Genomic DNA, 19,230 nt, shown 5'->3' with positions numbered 1-19,230 from the left:
TGTACGGGTACCCAGCACCGCGGGGGCTCCGCCCCCGAACCCCCGCTCCTCAAACGCCGGAGGGGCTGATTTCCACGCTGCCCAGCGCCCTCCGGCAGGCTGGATCTACGCTCAGGCCTTCTTCGGCTCCGACTCCGATGCCGCCGGCTCCGCTTTGAGCTCGTCCGTCGGCTCGGCGGGGTCGTCCTTGTCCCCCTTGTCCTTGTCCAGGGGCACCGGCTCGCCGTCCTTCCGCCCGGCGGTGCCGGGCGCCTCGGCGGCATCGTCCTGCGCGCCGGGCTCGACGATCTCCTCGCGGCCGGGCCGGAGCTTGGCGGAGACCACGAGGTAGGCCACCGCGAGGACGAAGATCCCGAGCGCGGTCCACTGGTTCAGGCGCAGCCCGAGCACGTGGTGCGCCTCGTCGACGCGCATGCCCTCGATCCAGAACCGGCCCACGCAGTACGTGGCGACGTACAGCGCGAACGCCCGGCCGTGGCCCAGCTTGAAGCGGCGCTCGGCCCAGATGATCAGGAAGCCGGCGCCGACGCACCACAGGGACTCGTACAGGAACGTCGGGTGGTAGGTGCCCGCGATCCGGTTCGGGCCCTCGCTGATCTTCAGCGCCCAGGGCACGTCGGTGGGGCGGCCGTACAGCTCCTGGTTGAACCAGTTGCCCCAGCGGCCGATCGCCTGGGCGAAGGCGAGGCCGGGGGCCAGCGCGTCGGCCCAGGCGGGGAGCGGGATGCCCCGGCGGCGGCAGCCGATCCAGGCGCCGACCGCGCCGAGCGCGACCGCGCCCCAGATGCCGAGGCCGCCCTCCCAGATCTTGAAGGCGTTGACCCAGTCCTCACCGTCGCTGAAGTACAGCTGGTAGTCGGTGACGACGTGGTAGAGCCGGCCGCCGACGAGCCCGAAGGGCACCGCCCACACGGCGATGTCGGCGACGGTGCCGGAGCGGCCGCCGCGGGCGACCCACCGCTTGTTGCCGTACCAGACGGCGACGAAGACACCGATGATGATGCAGAAGGCGTAGCCGCGCAGCGGGATCGGTCCGAGGTGGATCACACCGGTCGACGGGCTGGGGATGAAGGCAAGTTCCATGGCAGGGTCGACGCTACCGTGCCGGGCGGGCGCAGCGGCAACCCGCCCGGCAACTTATGAGTAACGAGGGGCCGGGGCTCAGGCGGCCGGGCTCGCCTTTCCGGCAGGCTTGCCCTTGTTGGCCTGAGTCACCCACTTCTTCAGGTTGGCCGGGGTGATCGGCTCGTTGCCCTTCGCCGGGAAGATCGATTCACCGTTGAGCTGCACGGTCGGCGTGCCGCTGAACTTGCCCGCCTGGAACGCGTCGTTGGACTTCACGACCCAGCTGTTGTGCGTGCCGTTCTGGACGCAGGAGCGGAAGGCGGGGGTGTCCAGGCCCGGCACCTTCTTGGCCAGACCGAGCAGCTTGGCGTTGTCCGCGTACGCGTCGTCCATCTCGTCGGGCTGGTTGATGTAGAGCACGTCGTGGTACGCGGAGAACTTCCCGGCGTCCTGGGCGCAGCCCGCCGCGTTGGCCGCGTGCAGCGAGCCGCCGCCGCGGGTCTTGTCGTCGATGAGGGTGACCAGGTGGTACTGGACGCGGATCCGGCCGCTGTTCTCCAGCTCGTGAATGGTGGCCCTCAGGCCGTTCTCGAACGCGGCGCAGGCCGGGCAGCGGAAGTCCTCCCACACCGTGAGCGTGGAGGGCGCGCCGGCGGCGCCGACCGGGATGGCCGGCTTGTCCTTGTCGTCGGCTCCGGCGGGGGCCACGACGGGGCCGGACTTGCTCGCGCTCTTGGCGCCGTCGTTGCCGCCCGCGTTCGCGGCGATCACTCCGATCACCGCGGCCAGGCCGAGCACGCCGACCACGGCTCCGGCCACGATCAGCTGTCGGCGGCGGCGCTCGCCCGCCTTCTGCTGCTCGCGTTGTTGGATGAGCCGGTCTCGCGCGGCCCGCTTCGCATCACGGTTGTCACTCACACCCGCAGCAACGAACCGGGGAGGCACGCTCGTGCCTCCCCGGTCCCACTTCCACTCGTACGGATTATCCGTGCGATGAACGCGCTACGACGCCCGGCGAACGCCCTCGGCGAGCTCGGCCGCCAGTTCCCGTACGGCCACCAGGCCCGCGGCGCCGTCCGGCGCGTCCAGCATGCGCTTGACGAAGGCCGAGCCGACGATCACGCCGTCGGAGAAGGCCGCGACCTCCTTGGCCTGGACCGCGTTCGAGACGCCGAGGCCCACGCAGACCGGGAGGTCCGTGGTGGCCCGGGTCCGGCGCACCAGGTCCTCGGCCGAGGCGCCGACCGACTCCCGGGTGCCCGTGACGCCCATCAGCGAGGCCGCGTACACGAAGCCGGAACCGGCCTCCGTGATCTTGGCGAGGCGGTCGTCCTTGCTGCTCGGGGCGACCACGAACACCGTGCCGAGGCCGTGCTTCTCGGCGTGCTCGCGCCACACCCCGGACTCCTGGACCGGCAGGTCGGGCAGGATGCAGCCGGCGCCGCCCGCCTCGGCGAGCTCGGCGGTGAAGCGCTCGATGCCGTAGCGGTCGATGGGGTTCCAGTACGTCATGACCAGGACCGGCTTGCCGGTGGCGGCGTGAGCCTCGCGGACCGTGCGCATGACGTCGGCGATCTTCACGCCGCCCTTGAGGGCGATGTCGTCGGCGGTCTGGATGACCGGTCCGTCCAGGACCGGGTCGCTGTGCGGCAGGCCCACCTCGACGACGTCGGCGCCGCCGTCGAAGACGGCCTTGATCGCCTCGATGCCGCCGTCGACGGTCGGGAAGCCGGCCGGCAGGTAGGCGATGAGCGCGGCCCTGTTCTCGGCCTTCGCCTTGGCGAGGGTGTCGTTCAGCAGCTCTACGTTCCCGCTCACTTCGCGTCCCCCTCGTGTCCACCGTCGTACAGGCCGAAGTAGCGCGCGGCCGTGTCCATGTCCTTGTCGCCGCGGCCGGACAGGTTGATCACGATCAGACCGTCCTTGCCGAGCTCCTTGCCGACGTCGAGCGCGCCCGCGAGCGCGTGCGCCGACTCGATCGCCGGGATGATGCCCTCGGTGCGCGAGAGCAGCCGCAGGGCCTGCATCGCCGCGTCGTCGGTGACCGCGCGGTACTCGCCGCGGCCGATGTCCTTGAGGTAGGAGTGCTCCGGGCCGATGCCGGGGTAGTCCAGGCCCGCCGAGATCGAGTAGGGCTCGGTGATCTGGCCCTCCTCGTCCTGGAGGACGTAACTGCGTGAACCGTGCAGGATGCCGGGCTCGCCGGCGGTCAGGGTCGCCGCGTGTTCGCCGGTCTCGACGCCGTGGCCCGCGGGCTCGCAGCCGACGAGGCGTACGGAGGCGTCCGGGATGAAGGCGTGGAACAGGCCGATCGCGTTCGAGCCGCCGCCCACGCAGGCGACGGCCGCGTCGGGCAGGCGTCCGGCGCGCTCCAGGATCTGGCGGCGGGCCTCGACACCGATCACGCGGTGGAAGTCGCGCACCATCGCGGGGAAGGGGTGCGGGCCCGCGACCGTGCCGAACAGATAGTGCGTACGGTCCACGTTGGCGACCCAGTCGCGGAACGCCTCGTTGATGGCGTCCTTGAGGGTACGGCTGCCGGAGGCGACCGGGATGACCTCGGCGCCCAGCATCCGCATCCGGGCGACGTTCAGCGCCTGGCGCTGGGTGTCGATCTCGCCCATGTAGATGGTGCATTCGAGGCCGAACAGGGCGCAGGCGGTGGCCGTGGCGACGCCGTGCTGGCCCGCTCCGGTCTCGGCGATGACGCGGGTCTTGCCCATGCGCTTGGTGAGCAGCGCCTGGCCGAGCACATTGTTGATCTTGTGCGAGCCGGTGTGGTTCAGGTCTTCGCGCTTGAGGAAGACCCGGGCGCCTCCGGCGTGCTCGGCGAACCGGGGCACCTCGGTCAGGGCGCTGGGCCGGCCGGTGTAGTTGACCATGAGGTCGTTGAGCTCGGCGGCGAAGGCCGGGTCGTGCTTGGCCTTCTCGTACTCGACGGCCACCTCGTCGACCGCGGCGACCAGCGCCTCGGGGATGAACTTGCCTCCGAAGGCGCCGAAGTAGCCCTGGGGGCTGGGGACTTGACCCTCGGGGTCGGGTACGAAGAACTCGTTCTCGTTGGACATGCGGATACCTCGCGGGGGCGTCGCGGCCCCGGGTCCTGGGTTGGCGGGTTGGCATGGATGCGCCCGGGCGCCGCAGGTGATGAGCGAGGCGCGCGACCACCGGCCTCAAGGGGGGCGGTCGCGCGGTGCGTCACTCAGGCGGCGCTCAGGCCGCCGCGCCATCGCATGCCGTTGACCTGGCCCGGCTCGGAGCCGATCACGTACCGCACGCGCCGTCCGTGCACCCGGCGCGCCGGAGCGCGGCAGCCGCGGGGGCGGCAGCCCGGTGCGAGGCGGACGGCGAGGGACATGGGGTCAGCTCCGCCCGTGGCGCAGGGCCGGGTGGGCGCCCGCGGCGACGAGGTCGGCGACGGCCGCGCGCGGGTCCTTGCCGGTGACCAGGGACTCGCCGACCAGGACGGCGTCGGCGCCCGCGTTGGCGTACGCGATGAGGTCGTGCGGGCCGCGGACGCCGGACTCGGCGATCTTGACGATGTGGTTCGGGATCTCCGGGGCGACCCGCTCGAACGTGGTGCGGTCGACCTTGAGGTCCTTCAGGTTGCGCGCGTTGACGCCGATGATCTTGGCGCCCGCGTCCACGGCCCGCTCGACCTCGTCCTCGTCGTGCACCTCGACCAGCGGGGTGAGACCGATCGACTCGGCGCGCTCGATGAGCGACACCAGGGCCGGCTGGTCCAGGGCGGCCACGATGAGCAGCACGAGGTCGGCGCCGTACGCGCGGGCCTCCCACAGCTGGTAGGCCGTGACGATGAAGTCCTTGCGCAGGACCGGGATGTCGACCTTGGCGCGGACGGCCTCCAGGTCGGCGAGCGAACCGCCGAAGCGGCGCTGCTCGGTCAGGACGGAGATGACGGACGCGCCGCCCGCCTCGTAGTCGGCGGCGAGGGCGGCGGGGTCCGCGATGGCGGCGAGCGCGCCCTTGGAGGGGCTGGAGCGCTTGACCTCGCAGATGACCTTCACGCCGTCGCCGCGCAGGGCCGCGACCCCGTCACGGGCCTGGGCCGCCTTGTCGGCGCGCTCCTTCAGCTCGTCGAGGCTGACACGCGCCTGCCGCTCTGCGAGGTCGGCGCGGACGCCTTCGATGATCTCGTCGAGCACACTCACGCGAGCGGCCCCCTTCCGGGACGGTGATGTCGGTCAGGACGAGGGTGACCCTCACGAGCGGTCACGATCAGCCATGACGATGGTATCCGCACCGGAGCGAAGGGGTCGCATCCGGTTGACCGGCGTCCCAGCAATTGGGACGTCACCTGCGGATTCACCGATGCCGTCATGGCGCGAGCACCGAGCCGAAAGGCAGGTTCCGGACCACCGAGAAGATCACCACGACCGATCCGATCAGCCACCACTGGCGGTCGCTCGGCGCGAAGCGCGGGGGCAGCCCCCGGGCCGAGCGGACGGCCCACAGGACCCAGCCGACGGCGAAGAGCAGATAGCCGGCGACGGCCAGCGCGTTGGAGTGGACGGCCGCCGCGAAGTGCCCGGTGATGAAGTCGTGCGCGCTGCGCAGCCCGCCGCAGCCCGGGCAGTAGACGCCGGTGAACCGGAGCAGCGGGCAGACCGGGTAGTGGCCCGGCTGGTTCGGGTCGACCAGGCCCACGTACGCGAAGGCCGAGGCCACCGCGCCGAGCGTGCCGAGCGGCACGAGGAGCCTGCGGACCGGGCCGTCCGCCGGGCCGGCGGTCGTGTGCGTCGGGGCGGGGTTCGGCTGGGCTGCGTCCACTGGGTGATTGTCCCCGTTCCATGGGGAAGGCGCAGCCCGTGCGGGGCTGCGCCTTCCAGGACGGCTGTCGGGGTCAGCCGGCCTGGGCTTCGAGGCGGGCGCGCACCTTGGCGGCGGCGTCCTCACGCATGCGCTGGATCTCGGGCGTGTCCTTGGGGGTGCCGAGGCCGGCCATCTTCATGACGCCGCCGACGACGGCGGAGATGCCGAGGAGTGCGATACCGGCCCAGAAGCCCACCGGGTTGGCGGCCACTATGAAGACGCAGGTCACGCAGAATCCGATGAAGGCAATGATGACACCGGTCCAGGCTGCCGGGGTGTGGCCGTGGCCGCTCTTCGCCATGGGGGTTTGCTCCTCGTAGGTGTTTCCGTGTTGTCGTCGTCGTTGTCGGCGCTGTTGACCGCACTGTTGGCCGCGCTGTTGACGGTGTCTTCCGCGCTGCCACCGCTGTCGTCGAACCCGACGCTCCATGCCATTGTCCCGCACCCGGACGGATGCCCGAGTGCGGGGGTCAGCTCTCGCGCGTCGGGTCCTCGCCGCGGTCCAGCGCCTTCCAGAGTTCCTCGGGGCGCTCCGGGTCGGGCGCGGTGCGCGCCTTGCGCGGGCGGGGGGTGCCGTCGCGCTCGTAGCGGCCGCCCATCGCGGGCCAGGACGCGCCGAAGCGGAGGGCGAGGAGTCCGGCGAGCAGCAGCAGGGCGCCGCCCGCGACGGCGACGTAGGGCCAGTCGGTGTGGGTGAGCGCGCTGATCGTGGCGGCGGCGTCTCCGCTGGCCTTGGCCGCCTTCTCGTCCAGGGCGGCGCTGTCGCCGACGCCCAGCCAGGCGGTCACGGCGGCCCCGGCGCCGCTCAGCGTGAGCAGCACGGCGACCAGGACGCGGCCGGGGCCGCGTGCGGCGAAGACGGCCACCAGGGCGGCGAGGCCGACGATCGCGAGGGCGGAGGGCACGCCGGTGATGTCGCCGCCGGAGGCTTTCAGGGGCAGCGCGCCACCGCCGACGGCGGCGTTGCCGTGCGCCCAGGTCTGCCCGGAGGCCATGAGGACGACGGCGGCGCCGACCGCGCCGGCGAGCAGCGCGGCGGCCAGGCTGCGGCGGCCGCCGCCGCGGGCGGACGGCGCGGCTGCTTCGGCACGGGGCTCACGGGGCTGGGGTACGGATGCGGCACTCACGTACTCCACTATCGCCTGCGGGCGGCCCAGCGCCTCACCCGGGGCCCGCCTCCTTGGCACGCCCGGCCGCCGACGGGAAACCAAGGGCGGGCAAGGGATCGGCCATCAGCTGCCCCCGATCAGCCCGGGAACGGCCCCCGAACAGACCTTGAACGGCTCTCGAAGGCAAAGCGGCGATAGAGATTCCAGCCATCTTCTTGTTGGCATGACCTGGTCACCCCTAGGTTCACCGCCGGTCCGAGTCGCGCACCACGCGGCACGGCCCGCACAGCGCACCCGCACGTCTCCTGGTTGACCCACCACACGGAGGAAGTAAGTTGCGCAGATCCCAGTCCCCCACCGCCCTGGCCGCCACCCTGGCCGCGGCAGCGCTCGCCCTGGCAACTCCCCTCGCCCAGGCGGCCACCAGCCCCTCCACCGCGGCGACCGCGGCGCACGTCACCACCGCCCGCTCCTGCGCGGCCCCGACGCACAAGGACGTCATGGCCTGCAAGGCGCTGAAGGTGACCGGCGGCACGGTGAAGTCCGCCCATGCCGAGCGCGCGCTGACCGCCGCCGCCGCGCCCTCCGGCTACGGCCCCGCCTCACTCCAGTCCGCGTACAAGCTGCCGTCCTCGACGGCCGGTTCGGGCCGTACGGTGGCGATCGTCGACGCCTACGACGATCCCAACGCCGAGTCCGACCTGGCCACCTACCGTTCCCAGTACGGCCTTTCGGCCTGCACCACGGCCAACGGCTGCTTCAAGAAGGTCGGCCAGAGCGGCACCGGCAAGCTGCCGCACGCCAACGCGGGCTGGGCCGAGGAGATATCCCTCGACCTCGACATGGTCAGCGCGGCCTGCCCCAACTGCAAGATCCTGTTGGTCGAGGCGTCGTCCTCGTCGATGACCAACCTGGGTACGGCGGTGAACACCGCGGTCTCGCTGGGCGCGAAGTACGTCTCCAACAGCTACGGCGGCGGCGAGTCGTCGTCCGACACCTCCTACGACACGACGTACTTCAACCACCCGGGCGTCGCCATCACCGTGAGCTCCGGTGACGGCGGCTACGGCACCGAGTACCCCGCGGCCTCCCGCTATGTCACGGCCGTCGGCGGCACCTCGCTCAACTCCGCCTCCAACAGCCGCGGTTGGACCGAGAGCGCCTGGAGCGGCGCCGGGTCCGGCTGCTCCGGCTACGACGCGAAGCCCAGCTGGCAGAAGGACACCGGTTGCGCCAAGCGGACCGTCGCGGACGTCTCGGCGGTCGCGGACCCGCAGACCGGTGTCGCGGTGTACGACACCTACGGCCAGGACACCGGCTGGGAGGTGTTCGGCGGCACCAGCGCGTCGGCGCCGCTGATCGCCGCGGTGTACGCCCTTGCGGGCACCCCGTCCTCGGGCTCCACGCCGGCCTCGTTCCCGTACGCCCACACCTCGTCGCTCAACGACGTGACCAGCGGCTCCAACGGCAGCTGCTCGCCGAGCTACCTGTGCACGTCGGGCAGCGACTACGACGGCCCGACGGGGCTCGGCACCCCGAACGGGACCGCCGCGTTCACCGGCTGAGCCGACCCTGGCCGAGCCGATTGGCCGTGTTGACCGCGCGCAGGACCGCGGCCGCCTTGTTGCGGCACTCGTCGTCCTCCGCGACCGGGTCGGAGTCGGCGACCACGCCGGCTCCGGCCTGCACGTAGGCGGTGCCGTCCCGCAGCAGTGCGGTGCGGATCGCGATCGCGGTGTCGGAGTCCCCGGCGAAGTCGAGGTAGCCGACACAGCCTCCGTAGAGCCCGCGGCGGCTGGGTTCGAGCTCCTCGATGATCTGCATCGCGCGGGGCTTGGGGGCGCCGGACAGAGTTCCGGCCGGGAAGCAGGCCGTCAGGACGTCGAACGCGGTGCGTCCTTCCGCGACCCGGCCGGTCACGGTCGACACGATGTGCATCACATGGGAGTACCGCTCGATCGACATGAAGTCCACGACCTCCACCGAGCCGGGTTCGCACACCCGGCCCAGGTCGTTGCGGCCGAGGTCGACGAGCATGAGGTGCTCGGCGCGCTCCTTGGGGTCGCCGAGCAGCTCGTCCGCGAGCGCCTGGTCGTGCTGCGGGGTGGCGCCGCGCGGCCGGGTCCCGGCGATCGGGTGGAGCATCGCCCGGCCGTCCTCGACCTTGACGAGCGCCTCGGGGCTCGATCCGACGACGTCGAATCCGTCGAAGCGGAACAAGTACATGTACGGCGAGGGGTTGGTCGCGCGCAGCACCCGGTAGACGTCCAACGCGCTTGCCGCGCAAGGGGTTTCGAAGCGCTGCGAGGGCACCACCTGGAAGGCCTCGCCGGCCCGGATGCGCTCCTTGACGTCCTCGACGGCGTCCTGGAAGGCCTTGCCGCCCCACAACGCGGTGTACTCGGGAAGCTCCGATTCGGGCAGCGCGACCGGCGCGTACGTCGCGGGCCTGGCGAGGTCGGCCTCCATCGCGTCGAGCCGGGCCACGGCGTCCTCGTACGCCTCGTCGACGCCGGTGTCGAGGTCGTTGTGGTTGATCGCGTTGGCGATCAGGAGGACCGAGCCGTCCCAGTGGTCGAGTACGGCGAGGTCGGAGGTGAGCAGCATGGTCAGCTCGGGGAGCCGAAGGTCGTCACCTCCGTGCTCGGCGATCTTTTCGAGCCTGCGCACGATGTCGTAGCCGAGGTAGCCGACCATGCCGCCGGTGAAGGGCGGCATCCCGGCGACCAGGTCGCGCGGGGTGTGCAGGGCCTCGACGGTGGCCTTCAGGGCCGTCAGAGGATCACCCGAAGTGGGGACGCCGACCGGCGGCGTGCCGATCCAGTGGGCCTCGCCGTCGCGCACGGTGAGCGTCGCGTCGGAGCGTACGCCGACGAAGGAGTACCGCGACCAGGAGCGGCCGTTCTCGGCGGATTCCAGCAGGAAGGTGCCGGGCCGCTCGGCGGCGAGCTTGCGGTAGAGGCCGACCGGCGTGTCGCCGTCGGCGAGCAGGCGCCGGTGTACGGGGATGACGCGGCGGTCGACGGCGAGCTTGCGGAAGGTGTCGAGGTCCATGACTACTTCCCCAGGTCGAGCACGTCGGCGTCGAAGCAGGTGCGGTCCCCTGTGTGGCAGGCCGCGCCCACCTGGTCGACCTTGACCAGGACGGTGTCCGCGTCGCAGTCCAGAGCGACCGACTTCACGTGCTGGACGTGCCCGGAGGTGTCGCCCTTGACCCAGTACTCCTGACGGCTGCGCGACCAGTACGTGCAGCGGCCGGTGGTCAGGGTGCGGTGCAGGGCCTCGTCGTCCATCCAGCCGAGCATGAGCACCTCGCCGGTGTCGTACTGCTGGGCGATGGCCGGGACCAGACCGTCGGCGCTGCGCTTGAGGCGGGCGGCGATGGCGGGGTCGAGATTGCTGGTCATGCCCCCATTCTGCCGTGGCCGGTGAGGCTTCCGGGGGTGCGTCCACTGTCCGGACGACGGTCTCGGCCGTACGCTGGCGGACATGTCGACCCATGCCAAGCGTGAACGGCTTCTGCTCGCCGACCTGTTGGAGGCGGCGGGCCCCGAGGCACCGACCCTCTGCGAGGGCTGGACGGCCCGCGAACTCGCGGCCCATGTCGTGGTGCGCGAGCGGCGCCTCGACGCGGCCGGCGGGATCGTGATCCCGGCCCTGAAGAACCGCCTCGACCGGGTCCAGGCGGAATTCGCCGCGAAGCCGTACGAGGAACTGATCCAGCTCATCCGCACCGGCCCGCCGAAGTTCTCCCCGTACAGCCTCAAGCAGGTCGACGAGGGCGCCAACGCGGTGGAGTTCTACGTGCACGCCGAGGACGTCCGGCGGGCTCAGCCGGACTGGACGCCCCGCGAGCTCGACCCGGTGTTCTCGGACGCCCTGTGGTCCCGCCTGGAGAAGGCGGCCCGACTGATGGGCCGCAAGTCGCCGGTGGGCATCGTGCTGCGCCGCCCGGACGGCCAGACGGCGGTGGCGCACAAGGGCACCCCGGTGGTGACGGTCACCGGCGAGCCGGGCGAGCTGACGCTGTTCGCGCACGGGCGCCAGGAGGCGGCGCAGGTCGAGTTGGAGGGCGACAAGGAGGCGTCCACGCGGGCGCTGGAGGCGAAGCTGGGGATCTAGGCCCTGGCCTTCGGCAGCTCGGCGCGGCGCAGCTGGCCGGAGGCCAGTCCGATCACCGCGCCCGTCGCGCACACCGCCGCGCTGGCCAGGAACACCGGCGTGGTGCCCCAGGCGCCGATGGCGGCGCCCGCCAGGGGATAGCCGAGCGGTGCGATGCCCATCGTGAACAGCGACGACACGGCGGTGACCCGGCCGAGGTAGGCGGGCTCCGTCGCGGTCTGCACCAGCGCCCCGCACAGGGCGCCGCTCAGCCCGGCGAGCAGCCCGATGGCCACCCCGGCGACGGCGGCGAGGGCCACCGAGGGGGTGTACGCCAGGGCGCCGATCGCCGTCGCGCCGCCGAACAGGGACGTCGGCAGGACGAGCCCGGCGCGGGGGATCCGGCCGCGTACCGACAGCAGCAGTGAGGCGGCCCCCGCGCCCGCCCCGAACGCCGCGACGATCCATCCCATGCCGGCCGCGCCCCAGCCCCGCTCCTTCGCGAGCAGGGTGAGCCCGATGTTGAACGGGGCGGCGAAACCCAGCTCGCCGACGGCTATGACCAGCATCAGCGGGCCGAGCAGGGCGTGGCGGCGGATGTAGCGCAGCCCGTCGGTGAGTTCCCTCAGCGGGGGCTCCTCGACCTTCTGGTCATCGCCGGGGAGGCGGGCGATGCGTACGCGCATGAGCAGGGCGGTCGAGACGGCGAACAGGGCGCCCGCCACGGCGAAGGTGGCCGCGGTCCCGCCGAGCGCCACGGCGAGCCCCCCGAGCGGGGCCCCGGCGATGTTGGCGACCCGCGCGCCGATCCCCTTGAGCCCCTGCACCCGGGCGAGTTCGCCGGGGCCGGTGAGCCTGGGCGGCAGCGCGCCGAGCGCGGGCAGCAGCACCGCGTCCACGGCGCCGAAGACCAGGGCGAGGACGATCAGCAGCCACAGTTCGGGGCCCGTGACCAGCAGGGTCGCGGCCATGCCCAGGATGATCAGGCTGCGCGCGGCGTCGCTGCCGATGACGACCCGGCGCGGCCCGAACCGGTCGGCGACCACGCCGCCGCCGAGCATGAGCAGCGCCCGGGGCACGGCCCCGACGGCCAGTACGAGTCCGGCCTGCCCCGGGCTCCCGGAACGGGCCGCGGCCCAGGCGAGCGCCATGTAGTACACGCTGTCGCCGACGAGGGACGAGGTGTACGCCGCGAGCCACCGCAGCACGTTGCCGTCCCGGTGGGCGGGGCGGGCGGGGGCGGCCGGGGCGAGGGTGGTGACGTCCGGCGTGGCCGGGGTTGTCCCGGACACGGGGGTCCTCTCAGGCACGGGGGTCCTCTCAGGCGCGGAAGGGGAAGCCGTACAGGTGGACCGCGACCTTTTCGCGCCCCTCGGTGTCGCCCGCCGCGACGGCGGCCTCGCCGCGCTGCTTGTACTTGCCCAGCACGGCGTCCAACTCCTCGTCCAGCGCGGTGAGTTCATCCGGTGTGAGGTGGGCCATGTACTCGCTGCTGAACGAGGCGGTGACCCACTCCTCGCGCCAGGCGGACATGGCGTCGAGGAAGGCGCGGTAGAGCTCGATCCGCTGCTCCAGGAGGAGCCGGGTCACCGAGGTGTGCACGGCGACCTTCTCGGGGGCGTCCTTGAAGTCCTCGTGGCGGTAGCTGATCCCGTCCGAAGCGGGCTGCCACCACCGCTCCCGCCCGTCCTTGCCTCGCGGCTCGGCCTCCTTGATGAGGCCGTGGTCGGCGAGCTTGCGCAGGTGATAGCTGACTAGGGAGACGGCCTCGTCGACCTGGTCGGCGAGCTGGGAGGCGGTGGCGGAGCGGGCGTTGTAAAGGGCGCGGTAGAGCTTCATGCGCAAGGGGTGGCCGAATGCCTTGAGGGTGTCGACGTCGGTGATTCTTCGGTTGCCCTGGGGTGCCATGGCGTCCACCGTAGATAGAAAAGAAATGTTGCGCAATAAAAGTTGCGCAAGAAGTGCTGCGCATCTGGGCGGGGTGGTCGCGGGCCAGCACCGCTGGGGCTCCGCCCCCGACCCCGTTGAGGCCCCGCCCCGCCCCTTCCCGAAACCCGCCGGGGGAGTTCGTTCGACTGCGGGCAGTGGGTGGTTGCTCGCGCAGTTCCCCGCGCCCCTGGCAGGATCGATGCCGGCAAGGGCGAGCACCTTCAGCCGTCCGGCGACAACGGACGTCAGCCCCACTCCAGCCTGTCCGGCGTTTGAGGACGAGCGCCCTTCAGGCGCGAACGGGTCTGGGGCGGAGCCGCAGAAAACGGTCTCAGCACGCCCATCCACCCCCGGAGGGCACGCGGCGGAGCCGCAGAATGTCACAGGCGGGAAGGGGCAGGGTGGGGCAGGGGTCAGCGGACCGGGTGGCCCGCCAGCCTCAGCGTGTTCTTGACCTCCGCGATGCGCAGGTCGCCGAAGTGGAAGACCGACGCGGCCAGCACCGCGTCCGCGCCCGCCTCGATCGCCGGCGGGAAGTGGGCCAGGGCGCCCGCGCCGCCCGACGCGATGACCGGAACCGTCACGTGGCGGCGGACCGCCGCGATCATCTCCGTGTCGTAGCCGTCCTTCGTGCCGTCCGCGTCCATCGAGTTGAGCAGGATCTCCCCCGCCCCCAACTCGGCCGCCCGGTGCGCCCATTCGACCGCGTCGATGCCGGTGCCCTTGCGGCCGCCGTGGGTGGTCACCTCGAAGGTGCCCGATGCGGTTCGGCGGGCGTCCACCGAGAGGACCAGGACCTGGCGGCCGAAGCGTTCCGCGATCTCGCGGATCAGGTCGGGGCGGGCGATGGCGGCCGTGTTCACGCCCACCTTGTCCGCGCCGGCCCGAAGGAGCTTGTCCACGTCGTCGGTGCTGCGGACGCCGCCACCCACCGTGAGCGGGATGAAGACCTGCTCCGCCGTGCGGCGCACCACGTCGTACGTGGTCTCGCGGTTGCCGGAGGACGCCGTGATGTCCAGGAACGTCAGTTCGTCCGCGCCCTCGGCGTCGTACAGCTTGGCCATCTCGACCGGGTCGCCGGCATCGCGCAGGTTCTGGAAGTTGACGCCCTTCACGACCCGGCCGTTGTCCACGTCCAGGCAGGGGATCACTCGTACGGCGAGGGTCATGATGTCTCCGTCGTCCGGCGGTACGCCTCTACCTCGACCTCGACCACCAGGCTCGGGTCCACGAAGCCCGACACGATCAGCATCGAGGACGCCGGGCGTACGTCGTCGAAAAGTTCCTTGTGGGCCCGGCCCACATCGTCCACATCCCGGGCATGGGTGATGTACATACGGGTGCGGACCACATCGGTGCGGCCGAGGCCCAGGGCCTCCAGCGCCTTGACGGCCACGCCGAACGCGGCGACCGCCTGCTCGTACGGGCCGCCCTCGTCGATGCGGCCGTTGGTCACCGACGTACAACCGGCAACCAGGACAAGGCCGTTGGGGAGCTCCACGGCGCGGGAGTAGCCGAAGCGCTCCTCCCAGGGAGCGCCTGAGGAGATCTTGCGGATCTCGTCGCTCATGCGGCGACCGCCTTGAGCGCCTCTTCCAGCGTGAAGGCCTTCGCGTACAGGGCCTTGCCGACGATCGCGCCCTCGACGCCGAGCGGGACCAGTTCGGAGATCGCTCGCAGGTCGTCGAGCGAAGACACCCCGCCGGACGCCACCACCGGCTTGTCCGTGGCCGCGCACACGTTGCGCAGGAGCTCCAGGTTCGGGCCCTGCAGCGTGCCGTCCTTGGCGATGTCGGTGACGACATAGCGCGCGCAGCCCTCGGCGTCCAGGCGCGCCAGGGTCTCGTACAGGTCGCCGCCGTCGCGGGTCCAGCCGCGGCCGCGCAGCGTCGTGCCGCGCACGTCCAGGCCGACCGCGATCTGGTCGCCGTACTCGGCGATGACCTTGGCGACCCACTCCGGGGTCTCCAGGGCCGCCGTGCCGAGGTTGACGCGGGTGCAGCCGGTGGCGAGGGCGGCGGCCAGGGAGGCGTCGTCGCGGATGCCGCCGGACAGCTCGACCTTGATGTCCATGGCGCCCGCGACCTCGGCGATCAGCCCGCGGTTGTCGCCGGTGCCGAACGCGGCGTCCAGGTCGACCAGGTGCAGCCACTCCGCGCCGGAGCGCTGCCAGGCGAGAGCCGCCTCCAGGGGCGAGCCGTAGGAGGTCTCGGAGCCGGACTCGCCGTGCACGAGGCGTACGGCCTGGCCGTCGCGGACGTCGACGGCGGGGAGGAGTTCGAGCTTGGCAGCCATCACAGGGTTCCGATCCAGTTGGTGAGCAGCTGGGCTCCGGCGTCGCCGGACTTCTCGGGGTGGAACTGGGTGGCCCACAACGCACCGTTCTCCACCGCGGCGACGAACGGCTCGCCGTGGGTGGCCCAAGTGACCCTGGGGGCACGGATCTTGGGGTTGGTGACTTCGAGGCTCCAGTCGCGCACGGCGTAGGAGTGCACGAAGTAGAAGCGGGCCTCGGCGTCCAAGCCCGCGAACAGCTCGCTGCCCTCGGGGGCCTTCACGGTGTTCCAGCCCATGTGCGGCACGATCGGCGCGTTCAGCGGCTCGACCACGCCGGGCCACTCGTCGAGGCCCTCGGTCTCGACGCCGTGCTCGATGCCGCGCTCGAAGAGGATCTGCATGCCGACGCAGATGCCCATGACCGGGCGGCCGCCGGAGAGCCGGCGCCCGACGATCCAGTCGCCGCGGGCGTCGCGCAGCCCCTTCATGCAGGCGGAGAAGGCGCCGACGCCGGGGACGAGCAGCCCGTCGGCGTTCATGGCCCGGTCGTAGTCGCGGGTGATCTCGACGTCGGCGCCGACGTGGGCGAGCGCCCGCTCGGCGGACCGTACGTTGCCGAAGCCGTAGTCGAAGACGACGACCTTCTTGGCGGCCGCGCTCATGACCAGACGTCCAGTCGCAGAATGCCGGCGGTCAGGCACATCGCGGCGCCGATCGACAGGAGCACGATCAGGCTCTTCGGCATCCCCTGCTTGACGAAGGAGATGATTCCGCCGACCAGGAAGAGGCCGACCACGATCAGGATGGTGTTGAGACCGTTCATGCTTACAGGGCACCCTTGGTGGAAGGAAGGATTCCGGCAGCGCGCGGGTCACGCTCGGAGGCATAGCGCAGCGCCCGGGCGAGCGCCTTGAACTGGCACTCCACGATGTGGTGCGCGTTGCGCCCGTACGGTACGTGGATGTGCAGCGCGACCTGGGCCTGGGCGACGAAGGACTCGAAGATGTGCCGGGTCATCGTCGTGTCGTACTCGCCGATCATCGGCGCCATGTTCTCGGGCTCGGTGTGCACGAGGTAGGGGCGGCCCGACAGGTCGACGGTCACCTGGGCGAGCGACTCGTCGAGCGGGACGGTGCAGTTGCCGAAGCGGTAGATGCCGACCTTGTCGCCGAGCGCCTGCTTGAAGGCGGCGCCGAGCGCGAGCGCGGTGTCCTCGATGGTGTGGTGGCTGTCGATGTGCAGATCGCCGTCGGTCTTGACCGTGAGGTCGAACAGGCCGTGCCGGCCGAGCTGGTCGAGCATGTGGTCGTAGAAGCCGACGCCTGTCGACACATCGACCTTTCCGCTGCCGTCGAGGTCGATCTCGACGAGGACGGACGTCTCCTTGGTGGTGCGTTCCACTCTGCCGACGCGGCTCATGCGCTCTGCTCCTTCTTGAGTTGACGGACCGCGTCGAGGAACGCGTCGTTCTCGGCCGGGGTGCCCGCGGTGACCCGCAGCCATCCCGGTACCCCGTTGTCCCGGACCAGGACGCCCCGGTCGAGGATCTGCTGCCAGACGGTGTGGCTGTCGTCGAAGCGGCCGAACTGGACGAAGTTGGCGTCCGATTCGGTCACTTCGTAGCCGATCGCGCGCAGCTCGGCGACCAGCCGGTCCCGCTCGGCCTTGAGCTGCTCGACGTAGCCGAGCAGGGTGTCCGTGTGCTCCAGAGCCGCGAGCGCGGTCGCCTGGGTGACGGCGGACAGGTGGTAGGGCAGGCGGACCAGCTGGACGGCGTCGACGACTGCGGGGTGCGCGGCGAGGTAGCCCAGGCGCAGCCCGGCCGCGCCGAATGCCTTCGACATGGTCCGCGAGACGACCAGGTGCGGGCGGCCCTCGATGAGCGGGAGCAGCGAGTCGCGGTGGCTGAACTCGACGTACGCCTCGTCCACGATCACCATCGTCGGCTTGACCGTCTGGGCGGCCTCGTACAGTGCGAGGACCGTCTCGGCGGCGACCGCGGTGCCCGTGGGGTTGTTGGGCGAGGTGATGAAGACGACGTCCGGCGCGTTCTCGGCGATGGCCTGCTCGGCGGCGGCGAGGTCGATGGTGAAGTCCTCGTCGCGTGGCCCCGAGATCCAGCCGGTGCCGGTGCCGCGGGCGATCAGGGCGTGCATCGAGTACGAGGGCTCGAAGCCGATCGCGGTGCGGCCGGGGCCGCCGAAGGTCTGGAGCAGTTGCTGGATGACCTCGTTGGACCCGTTGGCCGCCCACACGTTCTCGACCGCGACCGGGTGCTTGCCGGTGCGGGTGAGGTACTTCGCCAGCTCGGTGCGCAGCTCCACCGCGTCGCGGTCGGGGTAGCGGTTGAGGCCCCGGGCCGCCTCGGCGACCCGCTCGGCGATCCGCTCGACGAGCGGCTCGGGCAGCGGGTACGGGTTCTCGTTGGTGTTCAGCTGTACGGGAGTGTCCAACTGGGGCGCGCCGTAAGGGGACTTGCCGCGCAGCTCCTCCCGTACGGGGAGGTCGTCGATTCCGAACGTGGTCACTTCTGCGGCACCTTCCAACCGAAGCGGGCCTTGAGCGCGGCCCCGTGCGCGGGCAGGTCCTCCGCCTCCGCCAGCGTCACCACGTGGTGGGCGACCTCGGCGAGCGCGTCGCGCGTGTAGTCGACGATGTGGATGCCGCGCAGGAAGGACTGGACGGACAGGCCCGAGGAGTGGCAGGCGCAGCCGCCGGTGGGCAGCACGTGGTTGGAACCCGCGCAGTAGTCGCCGAGCGAGACCGGGGCCCAGGGGCCGACGAAGATCGCGCCCGCGTTGCGGACCCGGTCGGCCACGGCCGCGGCGTCGGCGGTCTGGATCTCCAGGTGCTCGGCGCCGTACGCGTCGACGACCTTGAGGCCGGCTTCGAGCGAGTCGACCAGGACGATCGCGGACTGGCGCCCGCCGAGCGCCGGCTTGATCCGGTCCTCGATGTGCTTGGTGGCCGCGACCTGCGGCTCCAGCTCCCTCTCGACCGCCTCGGCGAGCGCGAGGGAGTCGGTGACCAGGACGGCGGCCGCGAGCGGGTCGTGCTCGGCCTGACTGATCAGGTCGGCCGCGACGTGGACCGGGTCGGCGGTGTCGTCGGCGAGGACGGCGATCTCGGTCGGACCCGCCTCGGTGTCGATGCCGATGCGGCCGGTGAAGTACCGCTTGGCGGCGGCGACCCAGATGTTGCCGGGGCCGGTCACCATGTTCGCGGGCGCACACCCGTCGGGACCCGAGGTGCCGTACGCGAACATCGCGACGGCCTGGGCGCCGCCGACCGCGTACACCTCGTCGATGCCGAGCAGCGCGCAGGCCGCCAGGATCGTCGGGTGCGGCAGGCCGCCGAAGTCCGCCTGCGGCGGCGAGGCAAGCGCGATGGAGCCGACGCCGGCCTCCTGCGCCGGGACGACGTTCATGATCACGGAGGACGGGTAGACCGAGCGGCCGCCGGGCGCGTACAGACCAACGCGCTCCACCGGCACCCACTTCTCGGTGACCGAGCCGCCGCGCACGACCTGGGTGGTGTGGGCGGCGCGGCGCTGGGCGCGGTGAACGATGCGGGCCCGCCGGACGGACTCCTCCAGCGCGGCCCTGACCTGCGGGTCGAGCTCCGACAGGGCTTCCTTGAGCGCCTCGGCCGGCACCCGCACCCGGTCCAGCTTCACACCGTCGAACTTCTCCGCGTACTCGATCAGCGCCGCCGTTCCGCGATGATGCACGTCCTCGCAGATGGGCCGCACCTTCTCCAGGGCGGCTTCCACGTCGAACTCGGCACGGGGCAGCAGGTCGCGCAGGGCGCCACCCTCGGGGAGGGTGTTGCCGCGCAGATCGATTCGGGAGATCACGTATCCAATTCTCTCAGACGGCTCCGGAGCACTGGACGCCTGTATCAGTGGCTGATACGC

General features: G+C 71.6%; 23 protein-coding genes. 2 read left to right on the top strand and 21 right to left on the bottom strand.

Translation table 11 applies throughout. The features are described 5' to 3' along the window. Positions 1 to 111: 111 nt before the first annotated feature. From lgt to ACWC2B_RS04755, 9 genes are all read right to left on the bottom strand, one after another. Positions 112 to 1,083, bottom strand: a complete 972-nt coding sequence (gene lgt / locus ACWC2B_RS04795) for a prolipoprotein diacylglyceryl transferase (protein ID WP_450714995.1) — start codon at positions 1,081 to 1,083, stop codon at positions 112 to 114. Positions 1,084 to 1,161: 78 nt separating this feature from the next. Continuing rightward, positions 1,162 to 1,983, bottom strand: a complete 822-nt coding sequence (locus ACWC2B_RS04790; RefSeq protein WP_450714994.1) for a DsbA family protein — start codon at positions 1,981 to 1,983, stop codon at positions 1,162 to 1,164. Positions 1,984 to 2,067: 84 nt separating this feature from the next. Continuing rightward, a complete protein-coding gene (gene trpA / locus ACWC2B_RS04785) occupies positions 2,068 to 2,883 on the bottom strand; it encodes a tryptophan synthase subunit alpha (RefSeq protein WP_450714993.1) in 816 nt (271 codons plus the stop codon). Next, a complete protein-coding gene (gene trpB, locus ACWC2B_RS04780) occupies positions 2,880 to 4,133 on the bottom strand; it encodes a tryptophan synthase subunit beta (protein WP_450714992.1) in 1,254 nt (417 codons plus the stop codon). Before trpB ends, trpA begins: the two co-directional genes overlap by 4 nt. A 134-nt stretch (positions 4,134 to 4,267) precedes the next feature. Then, a complete protein-coding gene (gene trpM / locus ACWC2B_RS04775) occupies positions 4,268 to 4,423 on the bottom strand; it encodes a tryptophan biosynthesis modulator TrpM (RefSeq protein ID WP_450714991.1) in 156 nt (51 codons plus the stop codon). A gap of 4 nt (positions 4,424 to 4,427) precedes the next feature. Beyond that, the gene (gene trpC / locus ACWC2B_RS04770) at positions 4,428 to 5,237 is read right to left on the bottom strand and encodes an indole-3-glycerol phosphate synthase TrpC (protein ID WP_450714990.1); all 810 of its coding nucleotides are present in this window, start codon (positions 5,235 to 5,237) and stop codon (positions 4,428 to 4,430) included. A gap of 166 nt (positions 5,238 to 5,403) precedes the next feature. Continuing rightward, the gene (locus ACWC2B_RS04765; protein WP_450714989.1) at positions 5,404 to 5,856 is read right to left on the bottom strand and encodes a DUF2752 domain-containing protein; all 453 of its coding nucleotides are present in this window, start codon (positions 5,854 to 5,856) and stop codon (positions 5,404 to 5,406) included. 73 nt (positions 5,857 to 5,929) lie between these two features. Then, entirely contained in the window at positions 5,930 to 6,199 is a 270-nt protein-coding gene (locus ACWC2B_RS04760) for an HGxxPAAW family protein (RefSeq protein WP_450714988.1), read from the bottom strand. Between the two features lie 169 nt (positions 6,200 to 6,368). Then, positions 6,369 to 7,034 carry a TIGR02234 family membrane protein gene (locus tag ACWC2B_RS04755; RefSeq protein WP_450714987.1) on the bottom strand — a complete coding sequence of 222 codons (666 nt, stop codon included), beginning with the start codon at positions 7,032 to 7,034 and terminating at the stop codon, positions 6,369 to 6,371. 308 nt (positions 7,035 to 7,342) lie between these two features. Between ACWC2B_RS04755 and ACWC2B_RS04750 the strand changes: the two genes are divergently transcribed. Next, positions 7,343 to 8,572 (top strand): S53 family peptidase, encoded by a 1,230-nt coding sequence (locus ACWC2B_RS04750; protein ID WP_450714986.1) that lies wholly within the window; start codon positions 7,343 to 7,345, stop codon positions 8,570 to 8,572. Here the strand turns inward: ACWC2B_RS04750 and ACWC2B_RS04745 are convergent. After that, positions 8,562 to 10,061 carry an anthranilate synthase component I gene (locus tag ACWC2B_RS04745; protein ID WP_450714985.1) on the bottom strand — a complete coding sequence of 500 codons (1,500 nt, stop codon included), beginning with the start codon at positions 10,059 to 10,061 and terminating at the stop codon, positions 8,562 to 8,564. The two genes, ACWC2B_RS04750 and ACWC2B_RS04745, sit on opposite strands and share 11 nt — an antisense overlap. A gap of 2 nt (positions 10,062 to 10,063) precedes the next feature. After that, entirely contained in the window at positions 10,064 to 10,414 is a 351-nt protein-coding gene (gene hisI / locus ACWC2B_RS04740) for a phosphoribosyl-AMP cyclohydrolase (RefSeq protein ID WP_189961144.1), read from the bottom strand. 82 nt (positions 10,415 to 10,496) lie between these two features. Between hisI and ACWC2B_RS04735 the strand changes: the two genes are divergently transcribed. Further along, the gene (locus ACWC2B_RS04735) at positions 10,497 to 11,129 is read left to right on the top strand and encodes a TIGR03085 family metal-binding protein (protein ID WP_450714984.1); all 633 of its coding nucleotides are present in this window, start codon (positions 10,497 to 10,499) and stop codon (positions 11,127 to 11,129) included. On the opposite strand, the gene ACWC2B_RS04730 is transcribed toward ACWC2B_RS04735, so the two are convergent. The 10 genes from ACWC2B_RS04730 to hisD form a co-directional block, all read right to left on the bottom strand. After that, positions 11,126 to 12,400, bottom strand: coding sequence for an MFS transporter (locus ACWC2B_RS04730; protein WP_450714983.1), 1,275 nt, complete (start codon positions 12,398 to 12,400; stop codon positions 11,126 to 11,128). The genes ACWC2B_RS04735 and ACWC2B_RS04730 overlap by 4 nt on opposite strands. Positions 12,401 to 12,428: 28 nt before the next feature. Next, positions 12,429 to 13,016, bottom strand: a complete 588-nt coding sequence (locus tag ACWC2B_RS04725; RefSeq protein WP_450714982.1) for an ArsR/SmtB family transcription factor — start codon at positions 13,014 to 13,016, stop codon at positions 12,429 to 12,431. Between the two features lie 434 nt (positions 13,017 to 13,450). Then, on the bottom strand, positions 13,451 to 14,206 hold the full coding sequence (hisF, locus tag ACWC2B_RS04720; RefSeq protein WP_450714981.1) for an imidazole glycerol phosphate synthase subunit HisF: 756 nt from the start codon (positions 14,204 to 14,206) through the stop codon (positions 13,451 to 13,453). Beyond that, positions 14,203 to 14,607: a RidA family protein gene (locus ACWC2B_RS04715; protein WP_450714980.1), complete on the bottom strand. Its 405-nt coding sequence runs from the start codon at positions 14,605 to 14,607 to the stop codon at positions 14,203 to 14,205. Before ACWC2B_RS04715 ends, hisF begins: the two co-directional genes overlap by 4 nt. After that, the gene (priA, locus tag ACWC2B_RS04710) at positions 14,604 to 15,332 is read right to left on the bottom strand and encodes a bifunctional 1-(5-phosphoribosyl)-5-((5-phosphoribosylamino)methylideneamino)imidazole-4-carboxamide isomerase/phosphoribosylanthranilate isomerase PriA (protein ID WP_450714979.1); all 729 of its coding nucleotides are present in this window, start codon (positions 15,330 to 15,332) and stop codon (positions 14,604 to 14,606) included. Before priA ends, ACWC2B_RS04715 begins: the two co-directional genes overlap by 4 nt. After that, positions 15,332 to 15,976, bottom strand: coding sequence for an imidazole glycerol phosphate synthase subunit HisH (gene hisH, locus ACWC2B_RS04705; protein WP_450714978.1), 645 nt, complete (start codon positions 15,974 to 15,976; stop codon positions 15,332 to 15,334). The genes priA and hisH overlap by 1 nt, the downstream gene beginning before the upstream one ends. After that, positions 15,973 to 16,137, bottom strand: a complete 165-nt coding sequence (locus tag ACWC2B_RS04700) for a hypothetical protein (RefSeq protein WP_450714977.1) — start codon at positions 16,135 to 16,137, stop codon at positions 15,973 to 15,975. Before ACWC2B_RS04700 ends, hisH begins: the two co-directional genes overlap by 4 nt. Before the next feature lie 2 nt (positions 16,138 to 16,139). Beyond that, entirely contained in the window at positions 16,140 to 16,733 is a 594-nt protein-coding gene (gene hisB / locus ACWC2B_RS04695) for an imidazoleglycerol-phosphate dehydratase HisB (protein WP_114035753.1), read from the bottom strand. Continuing rightward, positions 16,730 to 17,842 carry a histidinol-phosphate transaminase gene (locus tag ACWC2B_RS04690; RefSeq protein ID WP_450714976.1) on the bottom strand — a complete coding sequence of 371 codons (1,113 nt, stop codon included), beginning with the start codon at positions 17,840 to 17,842 and terminating at the stop codon, positions 16,730 to 16,732. Before ACWC2B_RS04690 ends, hisB begins: the two co-directional genes overlap by 4 nt. Beyond that, positions 17,839 to 19,170 carry a histidinol dehydrogenase gene (hisD, locus tag ACWC2B_RS04685; RefSeq protein ID WP_450714975.1) on the bottom strand — a complete coding sequence of 444 codons (1,332 nt, stop codon included), beginning with the start codon at positions 19,168 to 19,170 and terminating at the stop codon, positions 17,839 to 17,841. The genes ACWC2B_RS04690 and hisD overlap by 4 nt, the downstream gene beginning before the upstream one ends. Positions 19,171 to 19,230: the final 60 nt, after the last annotated feature.

The organism is Streptomyces sp. NPDC001415 (genome assembly GCF_053597395.1).
This window is presented reverse-complemented; position numbering and strand designations above follow the sequence as displayed.

Excerpts from the sequence above, each read along its gene's own strand:
- ACWC2B_RS04725 (WP_450714982.1), bottom strand. The coding sequence starts at position 13,016 with ATGGCACCCCAGGGCAACCGAAGAATCACCGACGTCGACACCCTCAAG.
- ACWC2B_RS04735 (WP_450714984.1), top strand. The coding sequence starts at position 10,497 with ATGTCGACCCATGCCAAGCGTGAACGGCTTCTGCTCGCCGACCTGTTG.
- ACWC2B_RS04745 (WP_450714985.1), bottom strand. The coding sequence starts at position 10,061 with ATGGACCTCGACACCTTCCGCAAGCTCGCCGTCGACCGCCGCGTCATC.
- ACWC2B_RS04715 (WP_450714980.1), bottom strand. The coding sequence starts at position 14,607 with ATGAGCGACGAGATCCGCAAGATCTCCTCAGGCGCTCCCTGGGAGGAG.
- trpB (WP_450714992.1), bottom strand. The coding sequence starts at position 4,133 with ATGTCCAACGAGAACGAGTTCTTCGTACCCGACCCCGAGGGTCAAGTC.
- trpM (WP_450714991.1), bottom strand. The coding sequence starts at position 4,423 with ATGTCCCTCGCCGTCCGCCTCGCACCGGGCTGCCGCCCCCGCGGCTGC.
- priA (WP_450714979.1), bottom strand. The coding sequence starts at position 15,332 with ATGGCTGCCAAGCTCGAACTCCTCCCCGCCGTCGACGTCCGCGACGGC.
- lgt (WP_450714995.1), bottom strand. The coding sequence starts at position 1,083 with ATGGAACTTGCCTTCATCCCCAGCCCGTCGACCGGTGTGATCCACCTC.
- hisI (WP_189961144.1), bottom strand. The coding sequence starts at position 10,414 with ATGACCAGCAATCTCGACCCCGCCATCGCCGCCCGCCTCAAGCGCAGC.
- hisF (WP_450714981.1), bottom strand. The coding sequence starts at position 14,206 with ATGACCCTCGCCGTACGAGTGATCCCCTGCCTGGACGTGGACAACGGC.
- ACWC2B_RS04760 (WP_450714988.1), bottom strand. The coding sequence starts at position 6,199 with ATGGCGAAGAGCGGCCACGGCCACACCCCGGCAGCCTGGACCGGTGTC.
- hisB (WP_114035753.1), bottom strand. The coding sequence starts at position 16,733 with ATGAGCCGCGTCGGCAGAGTGGAACGCACCACCAAGGAGACGTCCGTC.
- ACWC2B_RS04700 (WP_450714977.1), bottom strand. The coding sequence starts at position 16,137 with ATGAACGGTCTCAACACCATCCTGATCGTGGTCGGCCTCTTCCTGGTC.
- hisH (WP_450714978.1), bottom strand. The coding sequence starts at position 15,976 with ATGAGCGCGGCCGCCAAGAAGGTCGTCGTCTTCGACTACGGCTTCGGC.